This is a genomic window from Bacillus sp. FSL K6-2971, from assembly GCF_038006405.1.
Taxonomy (GTDB): domain Bacteria; phylum Bacillota; class Bacilli; order Bacillales; family Bacillaceae; genus Bacillus; species Bacillus pumilus.
On sequence record NZ_JBBOVD010000001.1, the window covers coordinates 2,541,916 to 2,558,692 of the forward strand.

General features: G+C 42.4%; 19 protein-coding genes and 1 pseudogene. 3 read left to right on the plus strand and 17 right to left on the minus strand.

What is annotated here, in order from left to right:
* Positions 1–52: 52 nt before the first annotated feature.
* The 7 genes and pseudogenes from MHI33_RS13470 to MHI33_RS13495 form a co-directional block, all read right to left on the minus strand.
* Positions 53–589, minus strand: a complete 537-nt coding sequence (locus MHI33_RS13470) for a hypothetical protein (RefSeq protein ID WP_340911936.1) — start codon at positions 587–589, stop codon at positions 53–55.
* Between the two features lie 17 nt (positions 590–606).
* Positions 607–1,152: a hypothetical protein gene (locus tag MHI33_RS13475; protein WP_340911938.1), complete on the minus strand. Its 546-nt coding sequence runs from the start codon at positions 1,150–1,152 to the stop codon at positions 607–609.
* On the minus strand, positions 1,145–1,267 hold the full coding sequence (locus tag MHI33_RS13480; RefSeq protein WP_340911941.1) for a hypothetical protein: 123 nt from the start codon (positions 1,265–1,267) through the stop codon (positions 1,145–1,147). Before MHI33_RS13480 ends, MHI33_RS13475 begins: the two co-directional genes overlap by 8 nt.
* 108 nt (positions 1,268–1,375) lie before the next feature.
* A complete protein-coding gene (locus tag MHI33_RS13485; protein ID WP_268507902.1) occupies positions 1,376–1,885 on the minus strand; it encodes a hypothetical protein in 510 nt (169 codons plus the stop codon).
* Between the two features lie 25 nt (positions 1,886–1,910).
* Positions 1,911–2,231, minus strand: coding sequence for a hypothetical protein (locus tag MHI33_RS13490; protein ID WP_268507904.1), 321 nt, complete (start codon positions 2,229–2,231; stop codon positions 1,911–1,913).
* A 15-nt stretch (positions 2,232–2,246) separates the two neighbouring features.
* Positions 2,247–2,516 (minus strand): annotated as a pseudogene (locus MHI33_RS22085) (sigma factor); the annotation flags it as partial.
* 247 nt (positions 2,517–2,763) lie between these two features.
* Positions 2,764–3,936: an AimR family lysis-lysogeny pheromone receptor gene (locus tag MHI33_RS13495; protein WP_268507906.1), complete on the minus strand. Its 1,173-nt coding sequence runs from the start codon at positions 3,934–3,936 to the stop codon at positions 2,764–2,766.
* A gap of 94 nt (positions 3,937–4,030) precedes the next feature.
* Between MHI33_RS13495 and MHI33_RS13500 the strand changes: the two genes are divergently transcribed.
* Positions 4,031–4,258 carry a helix-turn-helix domain-containing protein gene (locus tag MHI33_RS13500; protein WP_034622472.1) on the plus strand — a complete coding sequence of 76 codons (228 nt, stop codon included), beginning with the start codon at positions 4,031–4,033 and terminating at the stop codon, positions 4,256–4,258.
* Between the two features lie 200 nt (positions 4,259–4,458).
* On the opposite strand, the gene MHI33_RS13505 is transcribed toward MHI33_RS13500, so the two are convergent.
* On the minus strand, positions 4,459–4,770 hold the full coding sequence (locus MHI33_RS13505; RefSeq protein ID WP_340911947.1) for a hypothetical protein: 312 nt from the start codon (positions 4,768–4,770) through the stop codon (positions 4,459–4,461).
* A gap of 508 nt (positions 4,771–5,278) precedes the next feature.
* Between MHI33_RS13505 and MHI33_RS13510 the strand changes: the two genes are divergently transcribed.
* Entirely contained in the window at positions 5,279–5,527 is a 249-nt protein-coding gene (locus MHI33_RS13510; protein WP_034622470.1) for a helix-turn-helix domain-containing protein, read from the plus strand.
* Complete coding sequence (locus tag MHI33_RS13515; protein WP_268507911.1) at positions 5,514–5,678, plus strand: hypothetical protein; 165 nt, start codon at positions 5,514–5,516, stop codon at positions 5,676–5,678. Before MHI33_RS13510 ends, MHI33_RS13515 begins: the two co-directional genes overlap by 14 nt.
* 597 nt (positions 5,679–6,275) lie before the next feature.
* Here the strand turns inward: MHI33_RS13515 and MHI33_RS13520 are convergent.
* The 9 genes from MHI33_RS13520 to dxs form a co-directional block, all read right to left on the minus strand.
* Complete coding sequence (locus MHI33_RS13520) at positions 6,276–6,812, minus strand: site-specific integrase (protein ID WP_113755081.1); 537 nt, start codon at positions 6,810–6,812, stop codon at positions 6,276–6,278.
* Between the two features lie 2 nt (positions 6,813–6,814).
* Positions 6,815–7,543: a helix-turn-helix domain-containing protein gene (locus MHI33_RS13525; RefSeq protein WP_340911955.1), complete on the minus strand. Its 729-nt coding sequence runs from the start codon at positions 7,541–7,543 to the stop codon at positions 6,815–6,817.
* A 162-nt stretch (positions 7,544–7,705) separates the two neighbouring features.
* On the minus strand, positions 7,706–8,680 hold the full coding sequence (locus MHI33_RS13530; RefSeq protein ID WP_113755079.1) for a tyrosine-type recombinase/integrase: 975 nt from the start codon (positions 8,678–8,680) through the stop codon (positions 7,706–7,708).
* Between the two features lie 135 nt (positions 8,681–8,815).
* On the minus strand, positions 8,816–9,619 hold the full coding sequence (gene spo0A / locus MHI33_RS13535) for a sporulation transcription factor Spo0A (protein WP_003215740.1): 804 nt from the start codon (positions 9,617–9,619) through the stop codon (positions 8,816–8,818).
* A gap of 285 nt (positions 9,620–9,904) precedes the next feature.
* Positions 9,905–11,182, minus strand: coding sequence for a SpoIVB peptidase (spoIVB, locus tag MHI33_RS13540; protein WP_003215755.1), 1,278 nt, complete (start codon positions 11,180–11,182; stop codon positions 9,905–9,907).
* 198 nt (positions 11,183–11,380) lie between these two features.
* Positions 11,381–13,117: a DNA repair protein RecN gene (recN, locus tag MHI33_RS13545; RefSeq protein WP_113767410.1), complete on the minus strand. Its 1,737-nt coding sequence runs from the start codon at positions 13,115–13,117 to the stop codon at positions 11,381–11,383.
* 33 nt (positions 13,118–13,150) lie between these two features.
* A complete protein-coding gene (gene ahrC, locus MHI33_RS13550) occupies positions 13,151–13,600 on the minus strand; it encodes a transcriptional regulator AhrC/ArgR (RefSeq protein ID WP_065098379.1) in 450 nt (149 codons plus the stop codon).
* Between the two features lie 363 nt (positions 13,601–13,963).
* Positions 13,964–14,818 carry a TlyA family RNA methyltransferase gene (locus MHI33_RS13555; RefSeq protein ID WP_065098380.1) on the minus strand — a complete coding sequence of 285 codons (855 nt, stop codon included), beginning with the start codon at positions 14,816–14,818 and terminating at the stop codon, positions 13,964–13,966.
* On the minus strand, positions 14,815–16,716 hold the full coding sequence (gene dxs, locus MHI33_RS13560) for a 1-deoxy-D-xylulose-5-phosphate synthase (RefSeq protein WP_268484544.1): 1,902 nt from the start codon (positions 16,714–16,716) through the stop codon (positions 14,815–14,817). The genes MHI33_RS13555 and dxs overlap by 4 nt, the downstream gene beginning before the upstream one ends.
* Positions 16,717–16,777: the final 61 nt, after the last annotated feature.

Consider the following 16,777-nt stretch of genomic DNA (forward strand, 5'->3'; position numbering starts at 1 on the left):
TACTAAGCCTCTACCGCTCCCAAAACGTCTAATTTCGTGCTATTTCACAGCTTTATAGATACGGGATGAAGGCGCGTTCCAATTCGACCAGTTCGCGGTGTAATTCGTTTCTTTCTTTATGACGCTTGCTATTCTCGAAACAAAGGTCGAACAGCTTTTTCGCATATTCAACCAACACCGCGGAGTCCTTTTCGCCGATCTGCGCTCGTTTAGTCATAGCGATTTCAAGACTCGTTTGTGCGAAAGTTACTTCGACGGCCATCCACTGACTGTATAGACGATCGTATTCCTCTTTGAGGCCGCGAAGAATGGTCGATCTAACTAATTCGCACGCGCTGCGGTTGCTCCCAGGTAGCTTTCCGATCTCGTAAACGCCGATGATTGCGCCATTTGTTGCGACGATAAGACGCGTATTAGTCGGGTAGTGGTCGTAAACTGCTTCAGATCCGTTCGTCGAATCAAACGTATATACTTTGACGGCTTGGTGTGCGCGTCCGATTAGTTCGTTAGCTGCGTTCTCTTTCGATAGTCCAAAAATGCGGTTTGCCTCTGCGATAGTTTTCTTAGTTACGTTGTAAATTGTTTTCACGGTTATCCCTCCGAATTTTATGCGAGTAGAAGCTCGCGATTTTTTGTTGTATCTAGTCTTTTGAGAATGCGTGTTACACTCCATCTATTTACGCCTGTTAGCCTGCTTATTTCCGTGTATGACGGCTTGTCGAGCTGTAAAAACGTTTCAACTACCTTTAAGCTGATTTCGTCGTCAATCATGCCTTTAAAAACTCGCATCGTATCAGTTTCAATGTAGGCTTCTTCGGTCGTTGCGCCTGCGGTCCTATTCGCTCCTACGTCCTGCGGATCAACAATAGATTCTTTATTGCGGCGAACCGATTGATTCCTGTAGACATTCGCGCGCGCTCTTTTCATACTGAATTTATACAAGTGTTCAAACGGGCGGACGCCGTCCCACTTTTCAACGCACTTCATCAATATGTCTTCGTATAGAGCAATCACGTCTGCTTCATTTGAATTGATAGATCGCGCGATTGTGGAAAATTTTTTTCTTTGTTTGTCGATAAGTTCCCGATATATCTCATTAAATACAAGTTCGTTTTTGGTTTCGCGATATTCGATAACAAGTACGTCAATCATTCGAACTGCCTCGCTCTTCCTTTACGATTGACCAATACATACCCCCGATTATTACTGTGGCTATGCTCCCGACAAAACTTCCGTACATTGCGAAGTCTGATATAATTTCGTTCATTTGTTGCCCTCCCGTATTTGCATACGAGGGTGTTCGCACTTTGTTCGCTTGTTAACCGTATTGAAAACGGTTATCATAAACATGACGAAGCCCTCGCGGTTTTGTTGGTTAGGATGCCAGTACCCGCTGGCAGTACAGCCGGAATCGGCGGATGAATTTACGATGTGCCTCGATATTGCCGCCTAATTGCTGCGCTAACAGCATGGCGATTTCGGTTATATTCGTGCATCCCCGCGACCAGTTCTTTAATATCATTTCTTTACGAAGATCGCCTTGCGCTAACAGGGCGGTCTTTTCTTTTAAGAGAATCGCGCCTTCGACGTCCGCTAAAACGTCTTGAGGCTCCCATGAATCGTCTATTGCGATGACGACCCTTTTTCGTGTTTCTTTCATATACTTGATACTTTCGCGTTTGATGATTCGCTGGATCAGCGCCCTTTTGTCGCGCCCGTTTTCCCTATACCGATCTAACCAGTAACCTATCGATAGTAAGGTACGTTGTTCAAACGATGTCTGATCGGGTACGATTCCCGCTATTCTATCCGATTCGTGAAGTATATACGGCATTGCGCCGGATTCCATCGCTAACGTTAGTAGATACGCCTTTCTTTCGTCCACTTCCTCGCCTCCAGTCCCATTACCCTCATACAGCTAGATAGTCGCTCAGATCGCCGTATTTCGATGCGTCGTAGTTTTTTGCTAATCCTTTAATGACACGTTCGACTTTTTTGTAATGGACGCCTACTCTCTTTCCAATTGACGCGTATGTAGGACGTTCGTTTGCAAGATAATCATTAATGATTTCAGTCGTTAGTGTGTCGGTGTTTTCTGTGAGGGCCTTGATAAGTCGTTTCATATTGCGGTCCGTTTTTATTTGCTCACAAGTACGTTCGTCGGATTCAAATGTTGCCGCATTTTCCTCCGAAGTTGTATCGACTGGTATTCTTCTATTAACGTAAGTCATTTGTTTCCCTCTTGTGAAATCTATGGCGCATCTAAATAATTGAACCTTCAGATGCCCTTCAATATCAGTGCTTCTCGATGAGTCGAAGTTATCGATACAAAACCATAATCTCTCATTGAGGACGCTAACCATGTCATCAAAAAGAAGACGACAATTGCTAGTATATTTCGAAGCAATCCCTTTGATTAGATATTGAAAGTGTTCAAAAACTTGATTAAATAATTGTGGGTCTTTTGTGAATTGATAAGTCTGTATGACCGCTATTAAGTTTTTGTTTTTTATCACCTTGCTTACCTCCGAATTAGTAATGTTTTCTTCTGTAAGTAAATAGTAGCATGGGAAGTGCGAAAGATTCTGAAAACTACACAAACATAGAAAAAAGAATTTTTATGTAATTAATGAAAATTATTGAAATAAAAAAAGCCGCTAGAATTAATCTAGCGACCCTCTCATATGAATTTATCCTCCCGGCTTCAATTCCGCCGTATTGTAACTTTTATCCGTATTAAATGAAGCCACTTGACCTCCTCCGTTAAATACAAGCGTAGTCATAGCGATCCCCGCAACTAAAGCAACTAATAAGACTTTTTTCAAATGAAACATCTCCCTTTTTTATTATTTTTATGGACTTCAGCGCATTTACTTGTCTAGCATCTACTCCAAAGATACCCAAGTCGTCCGCGATAAGTTCTGCGAACAAAAAGTTCATTCTCTCGATGAAGAAACTAAACCCTTCGTACAACTTCCCTATATCGTCAGCCATTCGAAACTCAAAATACCGAATAAAATCAGAATCCCGACCTAACCGTAGTTCACTTGCCAATTCCAAAGGATCGGCATTTAAACACCCGTCTTTTGCGTCAAAAATCATTTTCGCGATATTTAAAGTAGTTTCAGCCTCCCTTGTCAATTGCGCGTTACCTATAGTCTGAATCAAATCAAGGCTCAGCGCAAGATTTTTTAGGCACTCTTCTCTATTTACGTTGAGGTATGACATGCCTATAACATAAGATGCGTCAGCTTTTGATTTTGAACTAATATCAGCAAAAAAAATAATTTCTGCGAAGTAGCGAGCTTCTTCATAATTAGAAAAGTGAAGGTTCACAGGCATCAAAATTTCAGAAACCCTAAACAGATAGCATTCTTTGAAGAATAACTTTCTATCACCTTTTAGCGCCTCGATATTCTTTCGGATCCCCTTTGACTTTTCGAGTATGTTCAGAAAATCTTTGTCGAAGTATAAGGCGTAGCATCCGTATATTTCTAGCAAGACAGTCAAATCCTTGTCCTTTTTAATCTTCACCGCAGAAACTTTGTTTTTTAATTCAGTGTAAGGAAATGCATCTGTCATGTATTCGTGGATAAGTCCGTAGACCGATGAGTAATCTTGAAGTGATACATCTCCATCTGCGCTTTCCAGTAAATTTTCAAGCAAGGCTGTATCCCGTTTAATTGCTGCGTATTCGAACGCATGTTTAATAGCTTCAGTTGTCGGAAGTGACAAGCACCATTCCCGCATCTTATCGTGATAGTCTTTTCCATAAAGTAATTGCGCCAATTTCAGCAACGTTCTAAACCCGATAGAACCACTCTTTTTAAAGTTGTAAAGCGAATTAACATGAACTTCAAGCATCGAAGCTGCCGTCTCTAAACTCAAATCACGATCTTCCATTGTATTAAACACATCATCGCGAATACTAAACAAATGAATCCCCCTCTTTTTGGTATCTCTCTTTTATATTTGGTCTTTTATAAGGTATAATTTGAACCGTATAGCCCGATATAAGAGCTATGCGGAGGTGTTTGTTACGGTTAAGTATCGTCGTGGTAGATGTTTACTTAGCGACCGACTCCGTGAGCGTGGCTATACTCAAACGCAACTAGCCGATAGAACTGGTTACGATAAGTCCATCATTTCAAAGTACGTCAACGGCACGCGTGGCATGAATTTCGATACCGCGAAAACCATAGCCGCTGCGATTAATTGCACCATTGACGACCTTTACGAATGGATTGAGTATGATTAGATGTCGGTCGCTGGCGGGTCAAACACGCCCGTCACCCGAAAGTTGTACGTTTGTACAACAATCCCGTCGATATTTCCGTCACAAAGGGAACCTCCGTTCTATTTCGTTCTTTATAATACACTATTCACATCGCCATTTTCGTCGTTATTTGTCGAACAAATCTAAAAATTTACGGGTAATTTATGGTAAGGCTTCCGTATTCAGTGAGAAACCGTGCGGCGCGATGCCATAACCATAAAATCGACAACCGACATTTGCGTGATTTCTTCTATAGAACGACCTGCGATCGCTTCGTTTTCGTCGTCGATTCGGAACAATACCTCGTCTTGGTCGCCGATTTCCCATGCGCCGGGGACGCCCGCCATCTTATAAAGCGCAAGACCGTTACCTTCTTCGTACCCTATCGCGAAACCATCCCCTAAGTGGACTAAATCTTTTTCCTTCCGAAAATGTGCGCCCTGCCCGTAAAAATCATAGAAAACAAGTTCAGCCTTGATCGATTCTTTTTTCATTTTCATTTCCTCCCTTTAATCACCTTCATAATAAGTAGTGATGCGTATATTGATGTGGTTGCAATAATTATTTGGTCAAGCGTAGATATTTTTCTGAAGGTCATTGATGCGATCAAAAAGCCGAGCGCGAGAAGTATCAAGTAATCAAAAGTATAGAGTTTCTTCATATGTGGTATAATTGATTGAACCGGGGCTTAGCGCCCCGTCCGTTTACTTGCGACGTTTCTTCTTGGAGGGAGATCGTCGCTTTTTCTTTTTCTTTTTTCTCATTGCGATTAGCTCTAATGAAATCTTGATAATTCCGAGCCATGCGCCTATGAGTACGGATATTTTTGTTGCCAGTTCAATCAATTATTTTTTCACTCCTTTCTTGCCATACTTTTTGTATGACTTTCTATACTTAGTATAACTTGTTATACATTTTTAGTCAACAACATATACGAAATATTTTTAAAAATGGACAAAATGTATTATTTATTATACAATACGGACGAAGGAAGGTGTTAATATGACTAGACGTCAAAAGGAAATTAGGTTAAAACCCTCGTACAAGCCGTTAGAACACATGCTCATCAGGAAGGATAAAAAGAAAACGGACCTTCGTAATGAGTTAGGACTCTCGCCTAATACAGTCGCAAAAATCTCCGCAGGCGAATTTGTTGCTATGACCGTTATCGCGCAGCTTTGCGATTATCTTGATTGCCGCATCGAAGACATAGTCGAATTTGTTCCGAATGATACCGATGATCAGTCGTAATGGCTGGTCTTTTTTTATTACGAAATTGAACGAAATTAGCCGTTTTGATGCGTATATGTATATTTCGTTCCAACGTGCGGCAAGTGAGGCAAAACGCAGGAAAATGCGTGCTAAATTAGAGGCGTTCGAGGCGTTTATTGACGGAGAGTGATCGCCACATCGTGTGGCAAACGTTAATTGACCGCAAAAAAAAGACGGCATAACACCCCGAGTTTAAAAAATTGTGCGCAAGGTTAAAGCGTCAGATCCGGCGGTTTTGGCCGGGGCGCTTGGGGGCGGGCGGCTCTTTCCTTCGTTTCATCGCTATAATGAATAAAATATACACAAAAACGCATAATGAACGTAACAGAATCACCTTTTGTTACATTCGCGAACGTACGAAAGCATTGGTATGGCAACGTTCGTCACGTTCTTATCTTCGCAATGAACACTATTGTTTTTATGCAACGTATAAACCGCGCCACGCCGGTATGCTCCCCGATGCCCTATGCCGGCCCGACTGTATAAGATCATGCATAAAGGGTTCGTCGTCGTATGTTACACGTCGATACGTAACACGCATCATTAAGGCGCCTTACCTTCGTAACCTACCGTCACACAAACATTGATAGGATGCGACTTGGCGCCTCATTGTGCCGCAGTAAAGCCGGCCATTACGCGCAGCCCCTACAATCTGTAGGCGGTAACATGGCGCAACACCCCCTGAGTTTTAGGCGGCCTTCCACGCTGGCGGCGTCTGCTTGGTGTTTTATATCTCGATAGCCTCGTAAGCTGCGTCGATCTCATCCGCAGTTATGCCAATATACTTTAACGTTTGAGCCTCCGAACTATGGCCGAACACTTTCATAATCCGCGTAATGTTTATACCTTTTGAATAAAGCTGATACCCGAATGTTTTACGTAGTGTGTGCGTACCTATATCGATATTTATTCCGGCTCTTACGGCTGCCGCATTTAAGACACGGTATGCTTGAACGCGGCTGATCGGTTTATTAATACCTTTGCGCGACTGAAATACATACGAATCGTCGTCTCCGTCTAACTTCTGCGCCAGCTTAACAACCGTAGATGACAACTTGATATCGCGAGTCTTTCCCGTCTTACCTTCCTTGATAGTTAAATGCGACTGCCCTCGAAGATCGCCGACTCTTATCGTTAGCAAGTCAGATATACGGAGGCCCAACGATACGCCTAGTACGAACATAACTAGATCGCGTCCGTGAAGTGCCTTCTTCATTCGTTCTATATCTCGTTTATTTTTGATTGCGTCAACTGTATTCGCCATTCTCATGCGCCCCTTTCGATTTCCATGCGGTAAAGATTATCGAACAGATTCGTTAATATCCCGCTATAATATCCGACAATGTTTCGTATATGCTTCCGTTTAACGCCAATAAAAGCGATACGAAGCGCATTCAAGCCGATTTCATCTAGTAAAGACTTATCATATGCGGATTTAAGGGCGGACGTCTGCGCCAAGTACACGCCATATAGACGGCTTGTTAGACGCCGATCAGTTACAAAGCAATCAATGACATTTCTGAACGCAGCATACGTATTACTTAGTAAATTATTTTTGCTTTTAAGAATAACGGCTTCGTCTTCGGATTTTGGGCGATCCGCCTTAGTCTCCGTAGGCTTGGTCGCATCTTGGCGGAGTTGCATTTGCGCAGTAGCACTAGAAGGCGCAGGCGCTAGGATGACGTACATATTTGCGCCGTTACCTCCGCTAACAGGACGGTATTTTATTTCTTTACGAATAATGCCGAGAGTTTCTAGGCGCTTGATCGCGCGTATAATTGTAGTACGGTGCTTTCCGATAAGTGACGCTATGGAATCGATCTTCAGCCACGCAACGCCTGGCGTTTTGACTGCGTGACGCGATAGCACCTTCAAGACGTCTATTGCTGACGGTGATAGGTTGGATTTATTGCGGTAGATGTGCGTGCGGATGGCGCCGTTCAGATCGTCAATTGAACGGAATTGGGCCATTTTTGCGGATTCTTTCGTGTACATGTTCGTCTCTCCCTTTAGGAGAACGCAGACCATTTCGAAATTAAGGCGCACTTAAATAAGCGTTGACTCGTACGCTTTTTTCCGATATAATGGAAGCAGGCTAGGGCGTTCCACTTACCGGATTTTATTCGGTTGGTGAGCGTTCTTTTTTTGTGTGTATTTTTATATGCGCATGTTATTTAACGGCGCGTGTTTCTGATAAATGCGGCCAACCTCATCGTCATCAAAATCAAGATAGGCTTGTCGCGTAACTTCGGCAGAAGAATGACCTAGTATAGTCGATAACGTCGTTATATCTCCGCCGTTTAATAAGTAATATTTCGCGAAGTTATTACGAAGATGATGAGGCGCGACGGAAAGTCCTACTTTATTTGATGCGATCGTAAAGTTCTTTTCAACTCCCGTTATACTCTGCTTGCCTCCCCTATTTGTCGGAAAGATGAATTCCGAATTCGTATAGCGTTCTAGGTACCGAAGCCACCGTTTTATATCCCGCATAGTTTTTAGCGACATAAAAGCAAATCGTTGTTTTCCGTTCTTAGGATCTGACAATAATATCGTCTTCCTTCTGAAATCAATATCCTCTAAACGTAAATTTACAAGCTCACCGACGCGCATTCCTGTATCTAATAATAGGCGTGCTTGCATCCAATTCCGATAACCGCAAAAAGTAGCCGTGTCAAACGCTCTAAAAAATAGGCGTAAGTCTTCTTCGGAAAGTAGTTTTTTCTTTTTTCTATTCGGCTTAATTCTCTGCACGTTCTTAACCGGATTATCGCGTATCTCACCTTCGGATAAAAGAAACGAGAAAAACACTTTAATATTACGAAGGTAATTCGCTATGGTCGTATCGGATAGCGGCTTGCTGTGATCGGTTCTATTATGCGGATTATTTAACGACTTCGAACTCTCGCGAGCCACGACGGTATATTTGCCCCTTTCGCGAAGATACTTTATGTAACTGCGTATATGAACCGTTTTTATATTTTTCGGCTCATCAATTTTGTGTTCTTCGCGTAGATAAGCGAGGAATAAATGTAACGTCTGTTCGTAGCTTGCTTTCGTTTTGATTGCGAGGTTTTTTGAATCGCAGTAAAGCATGAAGTTATCGAGCTGCAAATCGAGATCATCCAACATAAAAAACGCCCCCTAATACCCGTTTGTACGGAATTAGCGGACGTAAAAGTTTATCGTATAAGTTTGCGAATATTTATCGGTGTGTTAACGTAGTTTATCGGAATTTACCGAGTAGTAAACCGTCTATAAACACCGTCAGCTTGCCCTATGCTCTAGGCGCAGACGATCAGCCACCATTGCGATAAATTCAGAATTGGTTGGTTTTGCTTTAGACATGCTGACTGTATAACCAAAGAGTGAGGAAATGGAATCGATGTTTCCTCTGCTCCAAGCCACTTCAATCGCATGACGAATCGCTCGTTCTACTCTGCTCGCGGTCGTGTTAAATTTCTTCGCGATGTCTGGATACAACACTTTTGTGATGCTTCCGAGAAGCTCGATGTCATTGTACACCATTGAAATGGCTTCTCTTAAGTATAAGTAACCTTTAATATGAGCCGGGACGCCAATCTCATGAATAATCGTTGTAATGCTCGCATCTAAGTTTCTGCGTTTCGGTTCAGGTTTGTTTCGAAGGACACTGTTTTGGATAGATGAAGATCGATGGGTGACTTGTGTGCCGTTTCCACTGACTTGACGAATATGACCGACTAGGTTTTCCATATCAAATGGCTTTAAGATGAAATAAGATGCGCCCAAATCAACTGCTTTTTTCGTGACATCTTCTTGTCCAAACGCCGTTAGCATAATCACACTTGGTTGTTTGGTCATGTCATTGTTTTCACGGAGGCGTTCCAGTACAGCAAGGCCATCTAAATGAGGCATGATAATATCTAAGAGGAGAACGTCGGGCTCTTTATCTTTAAATAATGTCAGACATTCCTGTCCATTATACGCCACGCCAAGCACTTCCATATCTTCCTGTCCCTCAATATACTCAGTCAAAAGGCCAACAAGCTCTCGATTGTCATCAGCTACACACACTTTAATTTTCTCCACGTTCTTTCCTCCCCAATGTCGATTCCTTTAGTCTTTTGTATTTCTCTTCTGAGTGTTCAATTCGACAAAACCATGCTATCCCCTTTAAAAAACTTTAATTTTCCGAATAATAGAGCATTATCTAGCTTTTTCTACGTTTTTCTTAACGAATCGACGATTATTGCAATTTGACAACATACCATTTTCCATTTTGTCGAAAAATCTCTTTTTCCTTATTTTATAACATGATGGCAGAGAAAGAAAGGGGAGAAAAAAACTGCCGGAAGATTCGCGGCAGTTTGATGATCAGCTTGCTTTTTTGTTTTTTTGATAAAGATCGATGCCTGCTTCTGACAGCATCCATTCAATGTGTACGCCGTAGCCGCTTGTCGGGTCATTGACGAAAACGTGCGTGACCGCCCCGATGACTTTTCCGTTTTGGATGATAGGGCTTCCGCTCATACCTTGGACGATACCGCCCGTTTTACTTAAAAGACGCTCATCTGTTACCTTCAATACCATCCCTTTTGTTGCTGGGAATTTCTGCGGAGTCGTGCTGACGATTTTAATATCAAACTTTTCCACTTTATCATGATCCACAACGGTTAAAATTTCTGCTGGACCTTCTTTTACTTCATTTGATAAAGCAACTGGAAGTGGTTTGTCTGATACATGATTTTCAAGCTTTTCGGTTAACGTACCAAAGATACCAAATGGGCTGTTGCGGGAGATATCCCCGATCGTTTTTCGTTCGGAAGAGAATCTCGCCAATTTTTCTCCAGGATTGCCACCTGTGCCTTTTTCAATCGATGTTACGGTTGATCTGACAATTTCACCATTGTCGACAACAATTGGTTTTTTTGTATCCATGTCAGAAATGACATGCCCTAGGGCACCATATTTTTTAGAAGATGGTTCAAAGAAGGTCATCGTGCCGATTCCTGCTGCGGAATCTCGAATGTAAAGACCAATTCGATAGGTGCCTTCACTTGCATCTTTTGCGGGTGTTAATGTTGTTTGAAAGGTTTTATGGTCTCTTTTTATGAGTAAACGAAGCGTTTCACCTGTTTTCCCTGCTTTCTGGATAAATGGGGTGAGGTCATTCATTTTCTCCATCTTTTGACCATTGATTTCAATGATCATATCCCCTGATTGAATGCCTGCGGCTTCGCCTGGTGATTTTTTGCCGTCTGCTGTTGTGATTTGATGAAAACCTACAACGAGAACTCCTACAGAGTGGAGCTTGACGCCAATGGATTGTCCTCCAGGAACGACTTTTAATTCAGGGAGAACGTCGACTTTTGTTTTCTTAATAGGGAATCCTTTAAAATCATAAACAATTTCGGCTTTTCCCGCCTTTTGTCCTGTTACTTCAAGCTGATTCTTTTTCTCTGAAAGACTAAAGGCTTGTGAAGAAGCATTGGCTGACGCTTCTATTGATGTGTCAATTGAGTGCTTCTGTTTTTCAAATACAGCAACATTTGTTGGAATGCTGATGTATTCCTTCACTATGCTCATAAACCCTGTACTTATTAAAGAAACAAGGAGAATCACACCAATGGCTTTTCTCATCTTTTCGGGCATTCATTTTTCACTCTCCTCGCTCCTTACCCACACCAGAACACTCATGTTTTGGCTACATCTTTACTTTTGCCTTCTTCGCTTTGATTTATAACCGGCAGCTATAGAAAATGATTGGATAAATTGATAAAAGAAAAAGACGATTTCGTGGGTATATACAGCGATTTTGACACAATATAAAAAAGGCAGCTGATTTTTCAGCTACCCTGTTGTTTTGACATCATTTGCTTGATGCAGCAATTCTTTTGCGTGCTGTTTTGTCAGCTCAGTGACTTCCACACCCGCAATCATCCTGCCAATTTCACTCACTTTTTCTTCATGATTTAATGGTTTGACGCTTGTCAGTGTTCTGCCTGCTTTAGAGCGTTTAGAAATGAAGAGGTGCGTGTCAGCCATTGCTGCTACTTGCGGGAGGTGCGTAATGCAGAGCACTTGTGAGCCAGCCGCCACTTTGTAAATTTTTTCGGCAATCGCCTGTGCAACTCTGCCGCTTACGCCCGTATCGACCTCATCGAAAATAATGGAAGTGACTTCTTGTTTGGCTGAGAAGATACTTTTCACGGCGAGCATAACACGTGAAATTTCTCCACCCGAGGCAACTTTTGATAAAGATTTCATCGGTTCGCCAGGATTAGTAGAAATCACAAATTGAGCTTGGTCGATTCCGTTTTTTCCAAGCTGGACGGGCTTTCCATCTAGTAGCGGATTATCCGTGCTGCTAAAAGGCGCATACCGAATGGAAAAGGATGTATCAAACGTTGACTTCTCCATATACAAATCCTTTAGTTCTGTTTGAATTTGCTTCGCTAGCTTTTTGGCCCATTTTTTACGAAGCTCCGAAACGTTAAGTGCTTCAAGCAGAGCGTCACGGCTCATTGCATCCAGTTTGTTTTTAAGCGTCTGCAGGTGACTATCTCGATTTTGAATTTGATCGATTTCTTCTTCAATCTTCGCCGCATACTCCAAAATTTCCTCAACCGTTGTCCCGTACTTTCGTTTTAACTGCTTCATTTCATTCAGCCTAGACTCAATAAAATCAAGTCGTGCTGGGTCGAACTCTAATTGATCCAGCATGCTTCGCATTTGGAACGTCGAATCCTCTAATAAATAGTAAGAGTTCGACACTTGTTCGGATAGCTTTTTCAGATCGTCATTGATCTCAGAAACCTGCTCGAGCTCGCTTGATGACATGCCAACCCAATCAAGTCCCCCCTGCTCATTGCGCAAGGCATTATAGGCGTTTTGGAGTGAGGAAAAGATTTTTTCGTAGTTGCTGATCTGGTGGCGCTCTTCTTGAAGCTTCTCATCTTCTCCCGGCTCTAATTGTGCCGCTTCAATCTCTTCTAGCTGAAATTGCAGTAAATCTAACCGGTGCACCATTTCCTGCTCATTCTCAGAGAGCTGTTTTAGCTTTTGGGCTGTCTTTGTATATTGCTCATATGCTTCTTGATACTGTGACAAAGCAGGTGCAATTTCTTCTGCTCCAAATTGATCGAGTAAATGCAGATGATTTTCATCCTCCATCAATAACTGGTTATCGTGCTGTCCATGTATATCGAGCAAAAGGCGTCCTACTTCGCGTAAAAGTGAGATTGTAACGAGCTTGCCATTGATACGGCAAATGCTTTTCCCGTTATTGTTAATATCACGGCGAAGAATCATCATTTCATCCGTTGCGTCAATTCCCTGCTCTTCGCATAAAGCAAATACAGGATGGTCAGCTGCTGGTACAAGAAAAAGCCCCTCCAGCTCAGCCTTTTTCTCACCATAACGAACAAATTCAGACGACCCTCTACCTCCCACAAGAAGTGAGACAGCGTCAATCATGATAGATTTCCCTGCACCTGTTTCCCCTGTTAGGACTGTGAGTCCTTTTTCAAATGAAACCGTTAACTCTTCAATGATTGCAAAGTTTTTAATGGTTAGTTCTGCTAACACTCATTTGACACCTCTTTTTGTAAACCTGATTCTTTATAGAAGCTCTAAAATTTTGCTTGAAACTGTTTCCGTATCATCTATTGTGCGGCAAATGATCAAAATGGTGTCATCTCCGCAAATGGTTCCCATGATTTCTTCCCAATCTAAATTATCCATTAAAGCCCCAATCGCCTGTGCATTACCCGGCATGGTTTTGAGGACAATTAAATGACTGGCAGCATCCATTTTAATAAATGCATCCATTAAGGATCGCTTTAGTTTAGACAGCGGATTAAACCGCTGATCCGCAGGAAGGCTGTATTTATATGTTCCATTGTTCGTTGGCACTTTCACTAAATGCAATTCTTTAATATCTCTTGAAACGGTCGCTTGTGTAATGTTATATCCATCGGCTTTTAAAATATCGACTAGTTCATCTTGTGTTTCAATCTCTTGGCTCGCGATGATTTCTCTAATCTTGATATGCCTTTGACCTTTAGTCATTTTTGACCCCCCTAGGCGTTTGATCTCAGTTTGTCTTTACGTTCTATGTTATATGAACCACAGTTCAAAAAACAAGCGTTACGTGAGAAACGGCCAATTCTCATCTTTTGACCATGTAAAAAGGAATAATAGCGAGCTATTATTCCTTCAGCGTGTAGACAAACCCTCGCATTCGGTGTCAGGTCTCTGCTTCGATGCTCACGAATGTTAAATTCGCTCCGCTCCGATGCTCGTCCTTCCTAGACTTCAAAGGTTTTCTATCACGCTGTAAAGAAGACAAAGGGCTAAAATAAAGATCATTTTAGCCCTTTGCCAACAATCTAAAAGGAATAATAGCGAGCTATTATTCCTTTTGTTTCAACCTCATGTATCAGCCGGCTCAGGACTGTTTTTCTTTTCTTTCAATACAGAATGGGCTTCCTTGACGATCTTTTCAAGCTCTGAAACCGGTAGTGCCGCATTCTCTTCTTGATCGGGATGAAGCACTAAATGGAGAAGGAACTCAATATTCCCGTCTCCGCCAGTAATAGGCGAAAATGATACATCCTTCACATCATAGCCTTCTTTTGCAGCAAATTGATTCATCTCTTCCAGTACACCAAGGTGGACCGATGGATCTCGCACGATGCCTTTTTTCCCAACAAGCTCTCTGCCTGCTTCAAATTGAGGCTTGACGAGTGCAATACAGTCTCCGCCCGGGACAAGAATGTGCTTTAAAGCCGGCAGAATGAGTTTAAGTGAAATAAAAGAGACATCAATTGACGCCACTTCTGGCAATCCTTCAGTAAAATTTGCTGGGACGGAATGACGGAAATTGGTGCGCTCCATGACGATGACCCTGTCATCCTGCCTTAATTTCCACGCAAGCTGATTGTAGCCAACATCAACAGCATATGATTTGACCGCTCCATTTTGAAGCGCACAATCTGTAAATCCACCTGTTGATGAACCGATATCAATTAGCAATTTCCCTTGAACGGTTAAGTCGAATTCTTTTAGCGCTTTTTCGAGCTTTAACCCGCCGCGGCTCACATATTTCAGAGGGTTCCCTTTCACAGTGAGCGGTGTATCACGAGCGATTTTCTCTCCTGGTTTATCCAAACGGTTTTCATTTGAGTAAACGATCCCTGCCATAATGGCACGCTTTGCTTTCTCTCTCGTTTCCATTAGTCCTTGTTCGACTAATAAAACGTCAAGTCGTTCTTTCTTTGATGTCATGATCCAATTCCTTTTCTTGGTGCTGCGGGAAGCAGGTCACGTAAAGTATCAGCAACCTGTGCTTTCGTCAAACCAATTTCTTCAAGCAGGGCATCAACACTTCCATGCTCAATAAATTCATCTGGAATGCCCATACGTTCTACTTTAATATGAGATGCTTTCTTATCGTGTATATATTCTAAAACGCTGCTGCCAAATCCGCCTTGGAGCACAGCTTCTTCAATCGTTAAAATCGGAATACCTTCAGAAAAAATGTCATTTAACATCGCTTCATCAAGAGGCTTAATAAAACGAGCATTGACAACACGAACCGATTTCCCTTCTTTTTGAAGTTCTTCTGCTGCTTGGAGTGCCATTTTAATCGTCGTACCAAATGTTAAAATCACGGCATCCTTCCCTGGACGAAGAACCTCCCAGGACCCAATTGGAATGGTTTTCAGCTGTTCATCCATTTTGACACCTAGCCCATTACCGCGCGGGAAGCGCATAGCAATAGGACCGTCATCGTACTGAATAGCTGTATTGACCATGTGCTGTCCTTCATTTTCATCTTTTGGCATCATGAGTACCATATTCGGCATATGACGCATAAAGGCAATATCAAACACACCTTGATGGGTTTCTCCATCTGCACCGACAAGTCCAGCACGGTCAATGCCAATAAATACGTTAAGGTTCTGACGACAAATATCATGTAGCACTTGGTCATAGGCTCTTTGTAGGAACGTTGAATAAATCGCTAAAAATGGCTTCATGTCCTGCGTCGCAAGCCCAGCTGCCATTGTGGCTGCATGCTGCTCGGCAATTCCTACATCAAACATCCGCTCTGGAAATTCCTTCGCAAAGCCTTCAAGCTTTGAACCAACAGGCATCGCAGGCGTGATCGCAACAATCCGCTCATCTTCCCGTGCCAGCTTTCTGACCGTTTCACTAACGAGACCACTCCAAGACGGAGCTGCTGCTGCCGGTTTTACAAAATCCCCTGTATCAATTTTGTATGGACCCGTACCGTGCCAAGTCCCGACTTTATCGGATTCTGCCGGCTGATAGCCTTTTCCTTTTTTCGTGATGACATGCAGAAGAACAGGACCTTTTGTTTTCTTTGCATATTCAAGATTTTCAAAAAGATCTTCATACGAATGTCCATCGACAGGACCTAAGTAGGTAAATCCCATTTCCTCAAAAAACATGCCAGATACAAGTAAATATTTGAGGCTGTCTTTGATACGCTCTGCTGTGGCAGCAAGCTTACCACCAACAGCTGGAATGCGCTTGAATAAATATTCAAGCTCGTCTTTTACCCATTGGTATTTGCCAGCTGTACGTAATCTGCCAAGCATTGTGTGAATCGCACCGACGTTTGGTGCAATACTCATTTCATTGTCGTTTAATATGACAATCATATCTTTCTTTTCATCACCGATATGATTCAAAGCTTCTAGCGCCATACCTCCGGTTAGTGCACCATCTCCGATAATCGGCAAGATATATTCATCTGTCCCTTTGATATCACGCGCTGCCACCATACCCATCGCGCCAGATAACGAGGTTGAACTGTGACCTGTCTCCCACACATCATGCTCGCTTTCATTTCGTTTAGGAAAACCGCAAAGCCCTTTATATTGACGAAGTGTATCAAACTCCGATCCTCTTCCCGTTAACAGCTTATGAACGTAAGACTGATGTCCAACATCCCAGAGGAATTTGTCTTTTGGGCTGTCAAATACTTTATGAAGCGCAACAGTCAGTTCAACGACTCCCAGGTTCGGACCGATATGCCCACCAGAGTTAGCTAAGGACTCAATTAAAAACATGCGAATGTCAGCACTAAGCTCCTCTAATTCTGCATTTGACATTCCTTTTAGAAACGTTGGATTTTTTATTGATAAAAGATCCAATTAGGATCAACTCGCTTTCAACAAAATTTCTATATACATCTATAATGCCTTATTCCTTTGA

Coding starts and splice junctions, on each gene's coding strand:
- MHI33_RS13475 (WP_340911938.1), bottom strand. CDS start 1,152: ATGATTGACGTACTTGTTATCGAATATCGCGAAACCAAAAACGAACTT.
- MHI33_RS13480 (WP_340911941.1), bottom strand. CDS start 1,267: ATGAACGAAATTATATCAGACTTCGCAATGTACGGAAGTTTTGTCGGG.
- MHI33_RS13490 (WP_268507904.1), bottom strand. CDS start 2,231: ATGACTTACGTTAATAGAAGAATACCAGTCGATACAACTTCGGAGGAA.
- MHI33_RS13505 (WP_340911947.1), bottom strand. CDS start 4,770: ATGAAAAAAGAATCGATCAAGGCTGAACTTGTTTTCTATGATTTTTAC.
- MHI33_RS13510 (WP_034622470.1), top strand. CDS start 5,279: ATGACTAGACGTCAAAAGGAAATTAGGTTAAAACCCTCGTACAAGCCG.
- MHI33_RS13515 (WP_268507911.1), top strand. CDS start 5,514: ATGATCAGTCGTAATGGCTGGTCTTTTTTTATTACGAAATTGAACGAA.
- MHI33_RS13520 (WP_113755081.1), bottom strand. CDS start 6,812: ATGGCGAATACAGTTGACGCAATCAAAAATAAACGAGATATAGAACGA.
- MHI33_RS13525 (WP_340911955.1), bottom strand. CDS start 7,543: ATGTACACGAAAGAATCCGCAAAAATGGCCCAATTCCGTTCAATTGAC.
- MHI33_RS13530 (WP_113755079.1), bottom strand. CDS start 8,680: ATGTTGGATGATCTCGATTTGCAGCTCGATAACTTCATGCTTTACTGC.
- spoIVB (WP_003215755.1), bottom strand. CDS start 11,182: ATGCCCGAAAAGATGAGAAAAGCCATTGGTGTGATTCTCCTTGTTTCT.
- ahrC (WP_065098379.1), bottom strand. CDS start 13,600: ATGACTAAAGGTCAAAGGCATATCAAGATTAGAGAAATCATCGCGAGC.
- MHI33_RS13555 (WP_065098380.1), bottom strand. CDS start 14,818: ATGACATCAAAGAAAGAACGACTTGACGTTTTATTAGTCGAACAAGGA.